This is a genomic window from Caloramator mitchellensis (assembly GCF_001440545.1).
GTDB lineage: Bacteria > Bacillota > Clostridia > Clostridiales > Caloramatoraceae > Caloramator > Caloramator mitchellensis.
This window is the reverse complement of the sequence record NZ_LKHP01000006.1, coordinates 32,504-50,168: the sequence shown is the minus strand read 5'-3', so window position 1 is coordinate 50,168 and position 17,665 is coordinate 32,504. Positions and strand designations below refer to the sequence as shown.

Sequence of the window (17,665 nt, the reverse complement as noted above, 5' to 3'; positions counted from 1 at the left end):
GTTATGAACAAATATGGTTTGATTGTTAACAAATCAAAAGATAAAGGTTTAGTTGTAACAAAACAAATTGTTGATTGGTTTACAAAAAAAAGGTGTAACATTTATCTTGAAAAGGATGTTGCTAATTCTATTGGATTTGAATCTATTGGACTAGAAGATAATGAACTTTTTAGCATAGCTGATTATTTGATTGTCCTCGGAGGAGATGGGACTATTTTATCAGTTGCGAGAAGGCAATTGCCAAATCAAAAGCCAATTTTGGGAATAAACTTTGGGCACCTTGGATTTATTACTGAAGCAGAAAAAGATAATATGTATAATGCATTTGAAAAATTAATAAATAATACTTTTAGTATAGAAAGTAGAATAATGCTTGAGGCTAAGGTAGTTAGGGACAACAAGGCAATAAAGGAATTCGTTTGTTTGAATGATATCTGTATAACAAAAGGGACTCTTGCAAGAATCATAGCAGTAAAGGTTTTTATAGATGATGAACTTATGGAAACGTATAGAGGCGATGGGGTCATATTTTCAACTCCCACAGGTTCAACAGCTTATTCGTTATCTGCAGGTGGGCCAATCGTATGTCCTGAACTTGAAGTCATTATTGCAACACCTGTATGCCCTCATAGTTTAAATGCACGGTCTATTATTATTGGAAGCAATAGGGAACTCATAGTTCAAATACAAGATACAAATGAAGAAGTATTTTTAACAGCTGATGGACAGGATGGATTTAGGCTACAAAAATATGATAAAATAATTATAAAGCAACCAAAATACAGAGCCAAATTTATTAAACTTTCAAACAGAAATTTTTTTGAAGTACTAAGAAGAAAAATTAAAGAACTAACCATATGAGGGAAGAAAGGGGTTATATTATGAAAATCACAAGGCACTCCAAAATATTAGAAATAATTAATCACAAAGATGTTGAAACTCAGGAGGAACTTGTTGAGGAATTAAGGAATCAAGGATTCGATGTTACACAGGCTACTGTATCAAGGGACATAAAGGAATTGAAACTTATTAAAGTTATGTCAAGTTCAGGAAAATATAAATATGCTCCATTATCACATGCAGATAACGTATTATACGAAAAGCTTGTTAACATTTTTACTCAAACTGTAATTGACATAGAATATGTTGGAAATATGATAGTAATAAAGACGCTTTCAGGCTCAGCTTCTGCAGCAGCAGAGGCAATGGATTCATTAAGGTTGGATGGAATTGTTGGAACTGTTGCAGGTGATAACACTATTTTTGCACTTGCTCGTAATCCTGAAAAGGCACATGAAACAGTTTTAAAAATGAAAAAGCTTTTAAACGAATAGGGAGGTAGTTAAATGCTCCTTGAACTTCATATCAAGAATTTTGCGTTGATAGATGCTGTAGATTTGGATTTTTCAGAAGGATTGAATATATTGACAGGAGAAACGGGTGCTGGAAAATCTATTTTGATTGATAGCATTAATTTTTTACTTGGTGAAAAAATAGGAAAGGATGTAATTAGAAAAAGCTGTGACTTTACTTTTGTAGAAGGTGTGTTTGAAATAAAATCAGAACAATTAAAGTCAATAATGCAGGATTTAGGGATTGATGATGACGAATATGTTGTTATATCAAGAGAAATGACAAAAAATGGTAAAAACGTAGCAAGAATCAATGGAAAAACTGTTACAGTAAATATGCTAAGGAAAATAAGTAAGTTTCTAATAGACATCCACGGACAACACGAGCACCAGTCTCTGCTTGATGAAAATACTCATTTGGATATTCTAGATGCCTTTTGTGGAGAGGAATTTCATAAAATTAAAATGGAATATAAAAAAACATATGATGAATTAGTATACATTGATGAAAAAATAAATGAGTTAAAAAAAGAAGAACAACTGAAATTACAAAAAATGGACATTTTAAGTTTTCAGATTAATGAAATAGCCTCAGCTCAATTAAAATTAGGCGAAGACGAAGAGCTTTCTAAAAGAAGAAATATTCTTATAAACTCTGAGAAGATATATAATACTATTGCAAGTTCATATGCACAGCTTTATCAAAGAGAGGAAGGCAGTTCTGCTTACGATGAAATAGCCATGAGCATATCACAGCTTGAGAACATAACAAAATATGATGAAAACATATTAAATATTAAAAATGAATTAGAGGAAATTTATTACAAACTTGAAGATATAATATCAAAATTAAGAAATTATAGAGATAAAGTAGAATTTAACCAAGAAGAACTGAATGTTATAGAGGAAAGACTCGATTTAATCAATAAATTAAAAAGAAAATATGGTAATACTATTGAAGAAATTATTAATTATTACGATAAAATAGTTGAAGAATACAGCACAATTGAAAAGTCCGAAGAAATATTAGACGAATTAAATAAAAAATATGATAAATTGCTAAGTGAAATTACAATTCTTGCAGATAAAATGAGTTTAAAACGAAAAGAAACTGCAGCTAAGTTATCAGCATCTATTGAAAATGAGCTCAGATATTTAGGTATGGAGAAGGCAAAGTTTAATGTTGAAGTATCCCAATTAGAAAAAATTCAATCAAGTGGGATGGATAAAGTAGTATTTTTGTTTAGCGCCAATCCAGGAGAACAGCTAAGAAAACTAAATAAGGTTGCTTCTGGTGGTGAAATGTCTAGAATTATGTTAGCAATAAAAACAGTAATAGCTGAAATAGACAAAATACCAACATTGATTTTTGATGAAATAGATACTGGTATAAGCGGTAGAACAGCTCAATCGGTTGCTGAAAAGATGTCTGTTATTTCAAAGGGCCATCAGGTTTTGTGCGTTACACACTTGCCTCAAATAGCATCTATGTCTGATAGACATTTTAAAATACATAAAATGGTATATAATGAAAATACTATAACAAAAGTTACTAAGTTAAATATCGATGAGCAAGTTGAAGAAATCGCAAGAATGGTTGGAGGTGCTCTTGTTACAGAATTAACTAAAGAGCATGCTAAGGAAATGTTAACCATAGCATTTGAGCTAAAAAATAGGATTAAAGCAGCGAATTAAAATTCGCTGCTTTTTTTACCACTTATGATTAATTATTTGAAAGTTTGTCCAGTAAAAGAGTATTATTCATTATTCACAACTATGTTCTAGTATAGATGGACAATAAAAAGGTTAACTTATTTATAGAGAAAGGAAGGTGACAAGAAAAATTTAGGGCAGGGAGTGATTTTTTTGAAAAGTTTATATAAAAAGACATGGAGCTTTTTTTATATATTTATTTTAATTTTTATTTTTATAATAAATCAATATTTAGCAATACCAACAAAAATAAGCGCAAGCGAAGAAGATATTGTTCAAAATAAAATAGTAAGTAATTATTTAAAGAACAATTATCTTTTTAGAGTTGAAAAAAGGGATAAGACTGAAAATAAGTTTAATTTAAATGTAAAAATATTAGGGTTAATACCTTTTAAAACTATGACAGTTAGCATCACACCTGAAGTAAAATTAATACCTGGTGGTTTACCTATAGGTGTAAAGCTAAACAGTAAAGGGATATTAGTTGTTGGATTTTCCGATATTGAAACTGAAACTGGTTATAAGCAAAGCCCCTCTGCAATTTCTGGAATAGAAATTGGCGATTTGATAATAGAAGCACAAAATAAAAAACTGAAAAGTGTATATGATTTAGCATCTGTTGTAAAAGATAGCAATGGAGAAAATATAATCTTAAAGATAAGCAGAAGGAATGAAACAAAACAAATATTAGTAACCCCGGTAAAATCTAAAAAAAATGAATACAAGATTGGACTATGGATTAGAGATTCAACTTCTGGGATTGGAACACTAACCTATTACGATCCTACTTCCAATAAATTCGGAGCATTGGGACATCCAATCAATGATGTTGATACAGGTATGCTTTTTCCAATAAGTAAAGGAACTATATTTAACGCAAATATAATCTCAGTAGAACGAGGACAAAGAGGAAAACCAGGTGAATTGAAAGGAATATTTGTGGAAAACGAAAAAATAGGAGAAATAGAGAAAAATACGATTTGTGGTATTTACGGAAGATTGTTAAAAGCTTATAATAATAATGTATACAATAAAGCCATACCCATTGCCCATCAATATGAAGTAAAAGAAGGGCCTGCTACAATATTGGTTTCTATTGACGGAAATTCTGTAAAAGAATATGAGGTATATATTGATAAGGTAACGCAACAAACAAAACCGAGTTCTAAAAGTATGATTATAAGGATAACTGATGAAGAATTACTTGCCAAAACTGGAGGAATTGTTCAAGGGATGAGTGGCAGCCCAATATTGCAAAATGGAAAACTAATAGGTGCAATAACACATGTATTTATTAACAGACCTGATATGGGCTATGGGATTTATATTGAATGGATGCTGAAGGAACAAGGATATGACATTTAAATGTTTTCCACAAATTTTTTTATTTATTTTATCATATTTTTTGAATTTTAAAAAATATTTTATTTTATTTAGCAGGAATTTAAAATGCTTTGTCGAATAATTATAATTGTTAGATAATGGAAACGTTAGGGGGTAATCTGATGGAGGAAAGAAAAATTAAAATCGTTGTAGCCGATGATAACAAAGAGTTTACAACAATTCTTAGCGAGTATCTAAGAACTCAAACTGATTTTGATGTAGTAGGGGTAGCAAAGGATGGACTTGAAGCAATTAAACTTGTAAGTGCAAATCATCCTGATGTGCTTGTATTAGATATTATAATGCCTCACCTTGATGGACTTGGAGTTTTGGAAAAGTTAAATTCAATGGTAGAAGTTCCTATGCCAAAGGTTATAATTCTTTCTGCAGTTGGACAGGACAAAATAACACAAAGAGCAATTAATTTAGGAGCAGAATATTATGTTGTGAAACCATTCGATATGGATATTTTTAGTAAAAGAATAAGACAGTTATTTGCAAATTCACTTGGGACATCTGAGATTAGAAGGCCGACAATAACTATCCCAGAAACAATAACTTTAAAAAGTTCAAATAATCTTGAATCAGAAATTACTAACATTATTCATGAAATTGGTGTTCCTGCACATATTAAGGGTTATTTATACTTAAGAGAAGCTATTCATATGGTGGTTGATGATATAGAATTATTAAGTGCAGTTACAAAGGAATTATACCCTACAATTGCTCAAAAGTATAATACAACTGCAAGTCGCGTAGAGAGAGCAATAAGGCATGCTATAGAAGTTGCATGGTCAAGAGGTCAGGTTGAAACAATAAATAGAATATTTGGATATACAATTCATAATGATAAAGGTAAACCAACTAACAGTGAGTTTATCGCAATGATTGCAGACAAGCTAAGATTAAAGCAAAAACTAGGTTAATAATAAAGACACCTAAGGGTGAATATCTTTAGGTGTCTTATTGTTTACTTTTGATCTAAAAATTCTTTTAAATACCTATATTTATGTTTATTTTCATTTAGAAGGTTAATTAAGTCGCTGAATTTTCCAATAAAAATAAAATATTTCTTACTCATATACATTTCTCCTTTCATTTTGTGGTATTATATTCTATGTAATTGATAACAGTTTGATGCGGGGTGTTTTTATGCAGTTTTTTGAAAAGACAATAGAAAAAGAATACATATATAATGGAAGAATACTTAATTTAAGAAGGGATAAAGTATTGCTTCCAGATGATAAAATTGGGAATAGAGAGATTATTGAACACAACGGTGGTGTAGGAATTGTAGCTATAACTAAGGATAAAAAAGTTATATTAATTAGACAGTTCAGAAAACCAACTGAAGAAGTTTTGATTGAGATACCGGCAGGTAAGCTTGAAAAGGGAGAAAAGCCTTTGGATTGTGCTATTAGAGAACTAGAAGAGGAAACTGGCAAAATACCCAAGAGTTTGAGATTATTAACAAGGTTTTACCCATCACCGGGCTATTCTTCAGAAATTTTATACATTTATTTTTGCGATGAATATGAAGAAGGAAAGGTAAATTTAGACGAAGGAGAACATTTGGAAGCATTTGAAATCAGTATTGATGAAGCAATAAATCTGATAAATAGTGGTCAGATAAAAGATGCAAAGACCATAATTGGCATACTAATGGTAAAAGAATTAATCTAATCATTAATAGTCTTCTTTGTTCATATAATTATAGTAAATTTTAATGAACAAAGGGGGAAAAAGGTTTGCGAAGAAGAGGAAAAATTGATTTGCCATATCTTTTTAAAAATAATACTGTTATATTTTTACTAGTGACTTTTTTATTCACAATTGGAATAGTTATTGGAGCTTTGATTTCAAAAGGAATGAATTATTCAGATAAACAAGATTTGGTAGTTTATCTTAACAATTTTTTTCAAATCATTAATAAAGAAAATGTAAATTTATTTGTTCTTTTTTTTAATTCACTTAAATCTAATCTAATTATAATATTATTGGTTTGGATTATTAGTTTTACAATATTTGGTTCAATAATAGCATCAATTGCAACTATAATAAAGGGTATAACGCTTGGATTTACAATAAGCTTTCTTCTAATTGGTTTTGGCTGGAGGGGATTCATATTCTTTTTGACAGGAATTTTGCCACAAAACATATTTTTAATACCTGGATTTCTAATGATTTGTGCAAATAGTATTACCTATTCAATAAAAAGCTATAAAAAAAGTCGATATATTTCAAACTCAGGAGATTTTGCAACTTATTCAATAAGTCTTGTAATATTTTTATTATTAATATTAGTAGGTAGTTTTGTAGAATCATTTATATCCCCTGCTATTGTTAAAGGATTATCTGCATATCTAACAATTCAATAGGTGATTATATGAGAAGTAAAATAAAGTTTATTTTAATAAGTTTACTTATTTTTTTCTTATTAGGGTTTTTGCTTCCGATAATTTTTGGCAATTTATTTTATAGATTTAATAAAAAAATTGAAAGAAATAATGCTATTTTCGTTGTAAACTATGGTATGGATAATAATTCTATTTACTATAAAATAAAAAATTTAATAAAGTAAAATTTTTTGAAGGAAATTCGAATTTTTTGTTGAATTAAATATTATACTCATTTATACAAAAGGGGAACTGAAAATGGAAAATGTAGTTGGAAATTTTATTGATTATTTAAAAAAGCAAAGATTAAGTCAAAATACTTTAGAATCTTATGCAAGGGACATTAAAAACTTTTTACAATATCTAAATAGGAATAATATAAATTTCTTAGAAGTTAAGAAGTCTAACATAATTGCATATTTTTTGAATTTGCAAAAAGACGGTAGAGCTACATCTTCCATATCGAGAAATTTAGCTTCAATTAGAGCTTTTTATCGAATGTTATTGAAAATGGATTTAATTTCCTATGATCCTACAATTGAGTTAGAATCTCCGAAGATTGAAAAAAAATTACCTACCATTTTATCAGTTGAACAAGTAGAAGGATTGTTGTCTATGCCAAATACAAATGAACCTAAGGGTGCAAGAGATAAGGCGATGCTTGAAGTTTTATATGCAACAGGTATAAGAGTTTCAGAACTTGTTAGTTTAAAATTGGATGATATAAATTTAAATTTAGGATACTTAAGATGTAATGGAAATAAAGAAAGAATAATTCCTCTTGGTAAAATAGCTATCAAGGTATTAGAAAACTATATTAATAATTTTAGAAAAAAATTCGTTTCTAATAGTAGTAATGAATACCTTTTTTTAAATCATCATGGAGAAGGTATGACTCGCCAGGGTTTTTGGAAGATATTAAAGTATTATGCCAAAAAGGCTGGTATACAGCAAGAAATTACACCTAATATCATTAGACATTCTTTTGCAGCACATTTGATGGAAAACGGGGCCGATTTGAAATCTTTACAGGAACTATTAGGACATTCAGATATATCGACAACACAAATTTATGCGGAGATAAGCAAGACGAAAATTAGCGAAGTATATAAAAAATCACATCCAAGGGCATGATGCCCTTTTTTTTTCTAAAAAAATATTGTATAATAATATTCTCAAAATTAGAACACATTCTAAAGGGGGAAAAATTATGATTAATAGAGTGATTCTAATGGTAATGGACAGCGTAGGCATTGGCGAATTACCTGATGCTCATTTATACAATGACCAGGGTAGTGACACAATTGGAAATATATCAAAGGCAATTGGAGGGCTTAATTTACCTAATTTGCAATTATTAGGGCTAGGCAATATAGATGGAATTAAAGGTATACCACCTGTTGAAAGTCCTAATGGAAGTTATGGTAAAGCCCTTGAAATGTCAAAGGGTAAAGACACAACTACAGGACACTGGGAAATCGCAGGATTAATACTTGACAAACCTTTTCCTACATATCCAAATGGTTTCCCAGCAGAAATAATACAAGAATTTGAAAAAAGAATTGGAACAAGGACATTAGGCAACAAACCGGCTTCTGGAACAGCAATAATCGAAGAACTTGGCGATGAACATGTTAAGACAGGATATCCTATTGTCTATACTTCTGCAGATAGCGTGTTCCAGATAGCTGCACATGAAGAGGTTATACCTCTTGATAGGCTGTATGAAATGTGTAGAATAGCTCGCGAAATGCTTGTTGGGGAACACAATGTTGGAAGAGTTATAGCTAGACCTTTTGTAGGAACATCTGGAAACTATAAGAGAACTTCAAACAGAAGAGATTTTGCATTGATTCCACATAAAAAAACAGTGTTAAACTATATTCAAGAAAAAGGAATGGATGTCTGTGCAGTAGGCAAAATAGAAGATATCTATGCTGAATATGGTATAACAAAGGCTGTTCACACTAAAAATAACATGGATGGAGTAGACAAGACATTAGAATATATCAAGGAGGATATAAGGGGGTTAATATTCACTAACCTTGTAGATTTCGATATGGTATTTGGTCATAGAAATGACGCTAATGGATATGCAAACGCACTTAGGGAATTTGACGCGAGAATACCTGAAATAATAAATGCAATGAAGGATGATGACGTTTTAATAATAACTGCTGACCATGGATGCGACCCAACAACCGAAAGCACCGATCATTCAAGGGAATATATTCCAATAATAATATATGGAAAAAAAGTAAAAAGCGGAGTTAACATAGGCGTAAGAAAAACATTTGCAGATATTGGAAAAACTATAGCGGATATGTTAAACATAGATGCAGATATAGCTGGCGAAAGTTTTGCAAATGAAATACTTGCTCAGAGGTGATAAAATGATTGGAATAGAAAAGATAAATGAAGCAGTAAAATATATTAAGGACAGACTACCTGAAATACCAGAGGTTGCAATAATCCTAGGCTCAGGCCTAGGAATTCTTGCCGACGAAGTTGAAGACAAAATCGAAATACCATACAATGAAATACCTAATTTCCCAGTTTCAACAGTTGCAGGACATGCAGGAAAATTTGTTTATGGAAGTCTGCAAGGAAGAAAAGTATTGTTGATGAATGGCAGATTCCATTTCTATGAAGGCTATGACATGAAGATTGTTACAATGCCGATTAGAGTTTTTGCACTTCTTGGAATAAAAAAACTAATTGTTACGAATGCAGCTGGTGGTGTTAATACTGGATTTAGACCAGGCGATTTAATGCTAATAAAGGATCATGTTAATTTCTCTATGGCAAATCCTTTGATAGGAAAGAATATGGAGGAATTTGGACCAAGATTCCCTGATATGTCAAACCCATACAACAAGGAATTAATTGAAATTGCTAAAAAAGTTGCCAAAGAAAACAATATAGAAGTAGTTGAAGGCGTTTATTTTATGATGACCGGACCAAATTATGAAACACCAGCAGAAATAAGAGCAATAAGAAAACTAGGTGCTGATGCTGTTGGAATGTCAACAGTTCCTGAAGTTATAGTTGCAAACCACAGCGGTATTGATGTTCTTGGAATATCATGTATTACAAATATGGCAGCGGGCATTTTGGACCAACCTCTGAACCATGAAGAAGTCATTGAAACATCAATGATGGTTAGAGAGAAGTTTGTTACTCTTGTAAAAAAAATAATAATAGAAATGTAAGGAGGCGGACATATGAATTACTTAAATCGAATAAATGAAGCAAAAGAATATATTAAAAGTAAAATTAAAAAAACTCCAGATGTTGCAGTAATTTTAGGCTCAGGTCTTGGTAAACTTGCTGGAGAGATTGAAAACAAAATGGTTATAAAATACAGTGAAGTTCCACACTTCCCTGAATCTACAGTTGTTGGTCATGCCGGTGAATTTATATTTGGCAATATTGGGGATAAATTTGTAATGGCTATGAATGGTAGATTTCATTATTATGAAGGACATGACATGAAGGATGTAACACTACCAATTAGAGTTATGAGAGCTCTTGGAATTGAAAAGATTATAGTTACAAATGCTGCAGGTGGAATGAATCCGGAATTTGAAGCAGGGGACTTAATGTTAATTACCGACCATATTAACTTTATTGGAACTAACCCATTGATAGGAAGAAATTTTGAAGAACTTGGACCAAGATTTCCTGATATGTCACAGGCTTATAACAGGGAACTGATAGCTATAGCGGAAAATTGCGCAAACAAACTGGATATTAAGGTTCAAAAGGGTGTTTATGTAGCAGTGTCTGGACCAAACTACGAAACACCAGCGGAGCTTAGAATGTTAAGAATTATGGGTGCAGATGCTGTAGGTATGTCAACCGTTCCAGAGGTCATTGTTGCAAATCATGGTGGTATGAAGGTTTTAGGTATTTCCTGCATAACTGATATGGCAATACCAGATAACCTTGAGCCACTCGACCATGAAAGAGTTGTTGCAACTGCTGCAAGGGCAACTGAAAAATTTGTAAAGCTAGTTAAAGAGATTATTGTAAACATTTAATTACAGGGGGAAAACACTATGAGAATGTATGATATTATACTCAAAAAAAGAAACGGCGGGGAACTGACTAAAGAGGAAATAGATTTTGTAGTTAACGGATATACAAAAGGAGAAATTCCAGACTATCAAATGTCGGCTCTTTTGATGGCAATTTATTTTCAAAAGATGAATAAAAGAGAAACTGCTGACCTTACAATGGCAATGGTAAACTCTGGTGAAGTTGTGGATTTGTCAGCAATTGAAGGAATTAAGGTAGATAAGCATTCAACCGGCGGTGTAGGAGATACTACAACTCTTGTTCTAGGACCGATGGTAGCTGCAGCTGGAGCTCCGGTTGCAAAAATGTCTGGAAGAGGACTAGGCCATACCGGCGGAACGCTTGATAAACTTGAATCTATAAGCGGTCTGTCAATTGAAATGCCAAAGGAAAAATTTATTGAAAATGTAAATAAGGTAAAGCTTGCAGTTGCAGGTCAAACTGCAAACCTTGCGCCTGCTGATAAAAAATTATATGCATTAAGAGATGTTACTGCAACGGTTGACAATATATCTTTGATTGCTTCAAGTATTATGAGCAAGAAAATTGCTGCAGGGGCTGATGCAATAGTATTAGATGTAAAAACAGGTGCTGGAGCCTTTATGAAGACATTGGATGATTCATTTGCGCTTGCAAAGGAAATGGTTGATATAGGAACAAATGTAGGCAGAAACACAGTTGCAATTGTTTCAGATATGGATGAGCCGCTGGGACTTGCTGTTGGAAACGCATTGGAAGTAAAGGAAGCTATAGACACGCTTAAAGGGCATGGTCCAAAGGATTTATATGAATTGTGCATGACACTAGGTTCGTATATGCTTATACTTGCAAATAAGGCCGATACAGTTGAGAAAGCAAGAAAAATATTAGAAGAAACAATAACAAGCGGTTCTGCTTTAAATAAATTTAAAGAATTTGTAGTTGCACAGGGTGGAAATCCAGACGTTATTGACAACCCAGAGTTGCTTCCAACTGCAAAAAATGTAATTGAATATAAAGCTAAGAAAAGCGGTTATATAAATAAAATAGTTGCAATTGATGTAGGTATTGCTGCACTTGTTTTAGGTGCAGGAAGAGAGACAAAGGAAAGCGAAGTTGATTTAGCTGTTGGTATTGTTCTTAATAAAAAAGTCGGAGATTACGTAAATGAGGGAGAAACTCTATGCTATATTCATGTCAATGATATGAGCAAATTGGCAGATTGTGAAAGAAGATTGGAAAACGCGTTTGAAATAGTTGAAGAAAAAGTTGAGCAACGACCACTAATCTTCGGTGTTGTTACAAAGGATGGAATACAAAGATTTTAATTGAATCTGTTTTGAGCCCTTAAAATTAGGGCTCTTTTTAATTTAATCTATATTTGCTGCATAAACATAAAAATTTTTGGAATGGGAAAAATAAAGATAAATCAAAAACGAGGAGGTTTACATATGAAAAGGTTTGCAGCAATACTTCTTACCATAATAATGCTCATAGTTTTTTCAGACAATGTTTATGCGGCAAAGGAACCTGATTTGAAATTGGATTGTAAATCTGCAATACTTATTGAAAATAGCACTGGCAAGGTGCTTTACGAACTAAATTCTCATGAAAAAGTATATCCCGCGAGTGTTACAAAGATAATGGTTATGCTACTTACTATGGAAGCTATAGATAGGGGAGAGATTAAACTTACAGATAAGGTTGTAGTTAGTCCACGAGCAAAATCCATGGGTGGTAGCACTATGTTTCTTGAACAGGGCGAAATTAGAACTGTGGAGGAACTTTTAAAAGGCGTCTCGATAGAATCTGCGAATGATGCATCTGTGGCATTAGCTGAATACTTGGCTGGAACTGAAGAATCATTTGTCGAAAAAATGAATAATAGAGCTAAAGAACTTGGAATGAAGAATACTCATTTTGTTAATTGCACGGGTTTCTATGACACAAATCATTATACTTCTGCTTACGATGTTGCTATAATGTCAAGGGAACTATTAAAACATTCTAAAATACTGGATTATACTAAAATTTGGATGGAAACAATAAGCGAAGGGAGAAAAGAGCCCTTCACATTAGTTAACAGAAATAAAATGATTAGAAGATACCTTGGATGCGATGGAATAAAGACTGGATATGTTAAAGAATCCATGTATTGCATATCTGCAACAGCCCAAAGAAACGGAATAAGATTCATATCAGTCATAATGGGAGCACCTTCGGCTAATGAAAGAAACGAAATGGCAGGTAGATTGCTAGATATAGGTTTTGCAAAATATGAAACAATTACTGCTGTTAAGAAGGGCGATGTAGTAGGGGAAATTAAATTACCAATGTCAAAACCTGAGAAGGTTAACCTGATTGCTAATGAAGATTTAAAGATTATTGTTGAAAAAGGAACTAAACTTAAATATCAAAATAAAGTAGAACTGTTTAGGGATTTGAAACTGCCGATTAAAAAGGGAGATGTAGTTGGAATACTAAAAGCAGTGGATGGTGAGATTGTATACGGTCAGGCGCCTGTAGTAGTTGATGAAGATATTAATAAAGTAAATTATATTGATGTTCTTGCAAAGATGATTAAAATGTATCTAAATATTAAGTAAAAATCATGTCGGGTTTCCGACATGATTTTTTTCTTGATAGTTTATTCTAAAAATTATATACTTATAGGGAATATTAATAATGGGTGATTGGATGAAATTTGATAATGAGATTTTAAAAGATTTTGTTGAGGCCATTTTAAGTCAAAATTTCAATATATATTTAGTTGGTGGTTCAGTGAGAGATTATCTGTTGGGAGTGAAATCTTATGATTACGATTTTGCTGTAATCGCTACGCCAGAAAAACATTATAGGTTGACTGAATATATATCAAACTTATTTAATGTTGAATATAGATATAATGACTATTATAATACTTCTAAATTTGAGATAGGTGGAATTGATATAGACCTTGTAATGGCAAGAAAGGAATATTATCCCGTGCCAGCCTGTAAACCAATAATTAAATCATCCATTATCGAAGATGATTTGAAAAGAAGGGATTTTACAATTAACTCTATCGCTTTTGATTTCAAAAACTATAGATATATTGATATTTTAAACGGAATTAACGACTTAAAAAAAGGAATTATAAAAATTTTACACAAAAAAAGCTTTATAGATGATCCTATTAGGATTTTTAGAGCAATAAAGTATGCATCAAGATTAAATTTTAATTATGATGAAATGACTGAATCGTTAATGGTTAATGCCTTAATGGATGGATTTGTAAATTTAATTCCTAAGCAAAGAATAAGTAATGAAATTAGTGCTATATTAAAGGAAAAAAATTTTAATCATGCTTTGAATGAATTACTAAGGCTTAATATTTTAGGGACTATATTTAATAAGCATATAATGTTAAACTGTAGTTTAAGACAGCAATATTTCTTAAAACTTAATGACGAAGAAAAATTAGCATGTGTTTTCTTCAATAATAAACATTTTGATTTAGAAGAAATTGTAAAAGAATTCTGCTTGAGCAGAGATTTTTTAGAACTAACTAAAGTCATTAAAACTCTTTGCGATATTGTAAGATTAAATAAACTACAAGAAATATACAGCTTCATTTTGAAAAACGAGAAGAGACTAAACGATAATTTATTAATGTCAATATTTGAAAGCGAAGTTATTAGCAAATACATCGCTGCGAAAAGTTCTATAAAAATCGATGAAAACCTGATTAAAAATATAGAAGAAAGCAAAAGAAGGGATTTTATTTTAGAATACAAATTAAATAAGTTATTGGAGTTTGGAGGTAGGACTGATGTTCAGCTATAACGTTGCAACTTTTATTTTGACTGCCATAGCAATAATAATTTCCTTGTCGGTTCATGAATTTTCACATGCCCTTGTATCTACTGCTCATGGAGACGAAACACCATCTTTTTATGGAAGACTAACAATAAATCCTTTTGCACATATTGATTTAATGGGAATGATTTCATTGTTTATTTTTAAATTTGGATGGGCTAAACCAGTTCCTATTAATCCAAACAATTATAAAAATAGGAGAATAGGTATTATTTTAACTTCAGCTGCAGGTCCTCTCTCAAATTTAGTTTTAGCTTTTTTTTCGGCAGCCGTATATTTTGCTTTTGAGCCTACATCTGAATCCATTGTATATTTTTTAAGGGATTTGATTGTAATCAATTCTGGTTTAGCTGTTTTTAATATATTACCACTTCCACCACTAGATGGCTCGAAAATATTTGCAGAAGTTTTTAGAGGTAAAGCAGCAGAATTTATTTATTCAATGGAAGGAAAGGGGACTTTTATTTTATTTTTACTTCTTATGTTTTCTCCATTTCAAAGGTTTATATCTACAATTATCAATTTAACAATTGGCGGAATAATAGCATTGGCAATACAATTAGTTAGCAGGTGATTATATGTCTATAACTATAAAGATTGAAGCTTTCGAAGGACCTCTAGACCTATTACTACACTTGATAAAAAAATCTAAAGTTGATATATATAATATTCCAATATTTGAAATAACAGAGCAGTATATTAATTACCTAAAAGCTATGGAAGAGTTAGACCTTGAAATAGCAAGCGAGTTTATCGTAATGGCAGCAACTCTTCTTGAGATTAAATCAAAAATGCTGCTTCCTAAGATTAAACCTGAAAATGAAGAAGCTGCTGATTTAGACCCAAGAAAAGAACTTGTAGAAAAATTGGTTGAATATAAAAAGTATAAAGAATTTGCAAATAAGCTAAGAGAGAAGTCAGAAAGTTATCATATTTATTTTAAACAACCTGAAATAATTGACGACATTGATGACAACAAAGATGTATTATTAAAGAATATAACACTTGAAAATATAATGAAGGCATTTAACAAAGTGTTGAACAATTATGAGAAAAGATTTAATCAAAAATTTCTTATACCTGAAAATATTGACCACGATGAGTATAAAATAGAAGACAAAATGGATGAGATATTAAAGGTTGTAAAATTAAAAAAGAAGATGAAGTTTAACGATTTTTTTGTTTCAATAAAATCAAATCTTGAAATTATAGTTATTTTTCTTGCTATGTTGGAATTAATTAAATTAAGAAACATTATAGCCTATCAAGACTCAAATTTTGGAGATATAATCATTGAGGGGATGGAGTAAATGTCGGAAATTTATTTAGATTTAAATCATGATAAAGATAGAAAAAGAATTAAGGGAGTTATAGAAAGTATATTGTTTGTATCTGGTGATGCAGTCTTAAAGAAGGAGATAAAGGAAATACTACAGATTGACAAAAATATGATGGAGAGCATTTTAAAGGAATTAAAGCAAGAATATGAAGACGAATCAAGAGGCATAATTTTACTTGAATTTAATGATAAAGTTCAGCTTTCAACAAAGCCTGAATATAGCCACTATATTAAAAGAATGGTAAAATCAGATTCTAGACATAACCTTTCACAAGCTGCTTTGGAAACATTGGCAATTATAGCATATAAACAACCAATAACAAAATCTGAAATAGATGAAATAAGAGGAGTTAGAAGTGATAAAGCCTTATCTACATTAATGGATTATGGGCTTATAGCAGAAGCTGGAAGGCTTGAAACTATAGGGCGACCTATAATTTATGAAACTACCGAAGAATTTTTGAAATATTTTGGTTTTAATAATTTGAAAGAATTACCTAAATTAATTGAATTTAATTTGGAAAAAAAGGAAGAATAAATATATGAAGTATATTTATTCTTCCTTTTTTAATTGAGGTGAATTTATGAAAATATTACTAGCTTTTATTTTAGTTTTTTTATTTTTACTTTTTTCACAGGGTTGGATTGAAATAATAATAAAATTGGACAAATTAATTTTGAATTTTGTGTTTTTTACTGTTATAAAAATAAAAGTATTTGAAAAGAATATAAAAGAGAAGTCTCAAAATGATAAAAAGAGTGGCATTAAGGCTGATTTTAACAAATATGTAAATTTAGTTAGAATAATTCAAGAAATATTAAAGGATATAAGATTTAAAATAAGCATACTATTAAATCTTAAATTTATATTTGGATTTTCAGAACCAGATATAACTGGTATATTTTATGGATTGCTAAATTCATTGGCCTATTCCTTTGATGTTTATTTTAAAAATTATTTTAAAGAATTTATATCAGAATATAACTTTGTTCCAAAATTCAATGAACAGAAATTTAATCTAGAATTGAAATTAGTAGTGAAGTTGAAAAATTACTTACTTATTCTAATTTTGTTTAAACTAATTTACATATATAAATTGAAAAGAAAGGGTGAATTAGCATATGGAACATCCAATTGAAGCTCTTATGAGAACAACTATGGATAATTTGAGGGAAATGATAGACGTTAACACCATTGTAGGTGAACCTGTGGAAACGCATGATGGTACTGTTATCATTCCCATATCAAAGGTATGTATAGGATTTGCATCAGGGGGAACAGAATTTACTAATGAACGCAAGATGGATGATAAAGCAAAATTTCCATTTGGTGGTGGAAGTGGTGCAGGTATGACTTTACATCCTGTAGCATTTCTAGTAGTTTCAAAGGATAGTGTTAAATTATTGCCGGTAAATCAAGCTAATTCTATAGAAAGGATTATAGATGGCGTTCCAGATTTAATTGAAGAAATTATAAATTATTTTAGAAAAGATAAAAAAAAGGGAGATAAATATGTTAATGTTGAAGATGAAGGATTTAATGCTACTTAATGATTAGCTTTTGG

The 17,665-nt window shown here is 30.9% G+C and carries 19 protein-coding genes; all 19 read left to right on the top strand.

Features of this window, described 5'->3' with window-relative positions; genetic code table 11:
- Window positions 1-3 precede the first annotated feature (3 nt).
- The 19 genes from ABG79_RS06475 (at window position 4) to ytfJ (ending at window position 17,651) form a co-directional block, all read left to right on the top strand.
- Window positions 4-861: an NAD(+)/NADH kinase gene (locus ABG79_RS06475; protein WP_057978353.1), complete on the top strand. Its 858-nt coding sequence runs from the start codon at window positions 4-6 to the stop codon at window positions 859-861.
- A 20-nt stretch (window positions 862-881) separates the two neighbouring features.
- The gene (locus ABG79_RS06470) at window positions 882-1,334 is read left to right on the top strand and encodes an arginine repressor (RefSeq protein WP_057978351.1); all 453 of its coding nucleotides are present in this window, start codon (window positions 882-884) and stop codon (window positions 1,332-1,334) included.
- Window positions 1,335-1,346: 12 nt separating this feature from the next.
- Window positions 1,347-3,047 carry a DNA repair protein RecN gene (recN, locus tag ABG79_RS06465; protein WP_057978350.1) on the top strand — a complete coding sequence of 567 codons (1,701 nt, stop codon included), beginning with the start codon at window positions 1,347-1,349 and terminating at the stop codon, window positions 3,045-3,047.
- A gap of 171 nt (window positions 3,048-3,218) precedes the next feature.
- On the top strand, window positions 3,219-4,430 hold the full coding sequence (gene spoIVB, locus ABG79_RS06460; protein ID WP_423230090.1) for a SpoIVB peptidase: 1,212 nt from the start codon (window positions 3,219-3,221) through the stop codon (window positions 4,428-4,430).
- 140 nt (window positions 4,431-4,570) lie between these two features.
- A complete protein-coding gene (spo0A, locus tag ABG79_RS06455; protein WP_057978346.1) occupies window positions 4,571-5,374 on the top strand; it encodes a sporulation transcription factor Spo0A in 804 nt (267 codons plus the stop codon).
- Between the two features lie 226 nt (window positions 5,375-5,600).
- Window positions 5,601-6,131 carry an NUDIX hydrolase gene (locus ABG79_RS06450; RefSeq protein WP_057978345.1) on the top strand — a complete coding sequence of 177 codons (531 nt, stop codon included), beginning with the start codon at window positions 5,601-5,603 and terminating at the stop codon, window positions 6,129-6,131.
- A gap of 65 nt (window positions 6,132-6,196) precedes the next feature.
- Window positions 6,197-6,826, top strand: coding sequence for a stage II sporulation protein M (spoIIM, locus tag ABG79_RS06445; protein WP_057978343.1), 630 nt, complete (start codon window positions 6,197-6,199; stop codon window positions 6,824-6,826).
- Window positions 6,827-7,102: 276 nt separating this feature from the next.
- Complete coding sequence (xerD, locus tag ABG79_RS06435) at window positions 7,103-7,978, top strand: site-specific tyrosine recombinase XerD (RefSeq protein WP_057978338.1); 876 nt, start codon at window positions 7,103-7,105, stop codon at window positions 7,976-7,978.
- A gap of 76 nt (window positions 7,979-8,054) precedes the next feature.
- Window positions 8,055-9,233, top strand: coding sequence for a phosphopentomutase (locus ABG79_RS06430; RefSeq protein WP_057978336.1), 1,179 nt, complete (start codon window positions 8,055-8,057; stop codon window positions 9,231-9,233).
- A gap of 4 nt (window positions 9,234-9,237) precedes the next feature.
- Window positions 9,238-10,056, top strand: coding sequence for a purine-nucleoside phosphorylase (locus ABG79_RS06425; protein ID WP_057978334.1), 819 nt, complete (start codon window positions 9,238-9,240; stop codon window positions 10,054-10,056).
- Between the two features lie 12 nt (window positions 10,057-10,068).
- Entirely contained in the window at window positions 10,069-10,887 is an 819-nt protein-coding gene (locus ABG79_RS06420; protein WP_057978332.1) for a purine-nucleoside phosphorylase, read from the top strand.
- Between the two features lie 18 nt (window positions 10,888-10,905).
- Window positions 10,906-12,231 (top strand): pyrimidine-nucleoside phosphorylase, encoded by a 1,326-nt coding sequence (locus ABG79_RS06415; RefSeq protein WP_057978330.1) that lies wholly within the window; start codon window positions 10,906-10,908, stop codon window positions 12,229-12,231.
- A gap of 123 nt (window positions 12,232-12,354) precedes the next feature.
- Complete coding sequence (locus ABG79_RS06410) at window positions 12,355-13,509, top strand: D-alanyl-D-alanine carboxypeptidase family protein (RefSeq protein ID WP_057978328.1); 1,155 nt, start codon at window positions 12,355-12,357, stop codon at window positions 13,507-13,509.
- A gap of 91 nt (window positions 13,510-13,600) precedes the next feature.
- The gene (locus tag ABG79_RS06405; protein WP_057978326.1) at window positions 13,601-14,728 is read left to right on the top strand and encodes a tRNA nucleotidyltransferase/poly(A) polymerase family protein; all 1,128 of its coding nucleotides are present in this window, start codon (window positions 13,601-13,603) and stop codon (window positions 14,726-14,728) included.
- Window positions 14,715-15,335 (top strand): site-2 protease family protein, encoded by a 621-nt coding sequence (locus ABG79_RS06400; protein ID WP_057978325.1) that lies wholly within the window; start codon window positions 14,715-14,717, stop codon window positions 15,333-15,335. The genes ABG79_RS06405 and ABG79_RS06400 overlap by 14 nt, the downstream gene beginning before the upstream one ends.
- Window positions 15,336-15,339: 4 nt before the next feature.
- Window positions 15,340-16,071 carry a segregation/condensation protein A gene (locus tag ABG79_RS06395; protein WP_057978323.1) on the top strand — a complete coding sequence of 244 codons (732 nt, stop codon included), beginning with the start codon at window positions 15,340-15,342 and terminating at the stop codon, window positions 16,069-16,071.
- Complete coding sequence (gene scpB / locus ABG79_RS06390; RefSeq protein ID WP_057978321.1) at window positions 16,072-16,638, top strand: SMC-Scp complex subunit ScpB; 567 nt, start codon at window positions 16,072-16,074, stop codon at window positions 16,636-16,638. It abuts the gene before it with no gap.
- A gap of 46 nt (window positions 16,639-16,684) precedes the next feature.
- Window positions 16,685-17,239, top strand: coding sequence for a DUF2953 domain-containing protein (locus tag ABG79_RS06385; RefSeq protein WP_057978319.1), 555 nt, complete (start codon window positions 16,685-16,687; stop codon window positions 17,237-17,239).
- Window positions 17,223-17,651: a GerW family sporulation protein gene (ytfJ, locus tag ABG79_RS06380; RefSeq protein ID WP_057978318.1), complete on the top strand. Its 429-nt coding sequence runs from the start codon at window positions 17,223-17,225 to the stop codon at window positions 17,649-17,651. Before ABG79_RS06385 ends, ytfJ begins: the two co-directional genes overlap by 17 nt.
- Window positions 17,652-17,665 lie beyond the last annotated feature (14 nt).